Source organism: Nocardia sp. NPDC058666 (assembly GCF_042714895.1).
GTDB lineage: Bacteria > Actinomycetota > Actinomycetes > Mycobacteriales > Mycobacteriaceae > Nocardia.
On sequence record NZ_JBHXRY010000085.1, the window covers coordinates 1 to 1,281 of the forward strand.

A 1,281-nucleotide genomic window follows, 5' to 3' on the forward strand; every position below is an offset into this window, starting at 1 on the left:
GAGATCCGGCTCGTCCTCGTCCGCGCCGCCCCCGTGCCCGCCGTGGCTGACGACACCCCCGCCGACCTCGTCGGGCCGGCGCCCGGGGCGCACCGCCGTCAGCTGGTCGGGCCGCGCCGACAACAGCCCGCCCAGCCCCGAGACCAGGCAGTCCACCGCGCTGACCTGTTCCAGCCGGAGTGCTTCGAAGGCAGCGCGCTCCGCAGACATCGTGGCGAGCACGATCTGGGCCTCAAGGCCGGTCGCTGGATCGTGGTCGTCCACGAAGCCGTTGACAACTACCGAGTCCAGCGCGCCGAACTCGTCCGCAGCATAGAGTTCACGGACTACCAGGAGTACGCACTGCGCCAGCAGGTCCCGATACAGCGCCCGTCGCTGGGTGACTGGACGGGCGGTCTCCTTGTCCTGGTCCGTGCTCGGTAGGTACCGCACCGACTTGGCTTCAGGTACCACGCCGTAGCGAGGCAGTTCCCAGTCGAGCACCAATTGCTGAGCCGCCTGATCGTACGCGGCCGAGACCTGCCGTGGCAGCTCCTCCGACCAGGCCGTGGAGGCGTAAAGGGCAGCCGAGAAGTACTCCACCACGGCCTCGGCCTCACCCGCGCGCAGCCTTCCGGCCAGCTCGCTCAGGCCGTTGTTGTGTGCGCGGATCACTGCGAGCTGCTCGGCCGCCCACCGGTCGTACTGTCGCCGGTGCTCAGCAAGTTGCTCCCGGCGCCGCGTCTCCGCCGCCTTCGCCTTCTGGTGCGCCCGGTGGTATTGGGCATGTGCCTCGCGCTCCGCCTGAGCCCTGCGGTAGGAACCCAGCGCCATGCCACTGCTTTGCTGCAAGAACTCATCGATGCGGGGTATCGCCACCGGATGCGCCAAGGGCCCTGGACGGAACGGTTCAAGCTCCTCGTTTCGCACGAGTGAAGCCATCCGGAATGCAGGTGCCCGGCAGCCTGTCACGAGCATGTTCTGTAGCGCCGCGACCTCGGCCTCTATGCCCTCCGTGCGACGTCGGGCCTCGACTTCGCGATGTTGCCGGTAGGCGGCCTGCTGCTCGCGCTCGCCACGGGCCACGTCCCGGTCCCACGCCCGTCGGCGACGCTCCGCCTCGCGCTGCTGGATCACCTGCGTCCGCTGTTGCCTGCGCTGAGCCTCGGCCCAGTTTCCGATCATTCCGCTCGACTGACGGCTCATCAGTTTTCCCCTGCCCCCACCGCAAGCACCAACGGGGAAAACACTAGTCGGCATTCGGGTGGTACGTCCCCCCGGTCGCACCACCCGAATGCCCTC

At 68.5% G+C, this 1,281-nt stretch carries 1 protein-coding gene; it reads right to left on the bottom strand.

What is annotated here, in order from left to right:
* A partial coding sequence (locus tag ACFWVD_RS28645) for a hypothetical protein (protein ID WP_379248018.1) occupies positions 1–1,185 on the bottom strand: 1,185 nt, incomplete at its 3' end.
* Positions 1,186–1,281 lie beyond the last annotated feature (96 nt).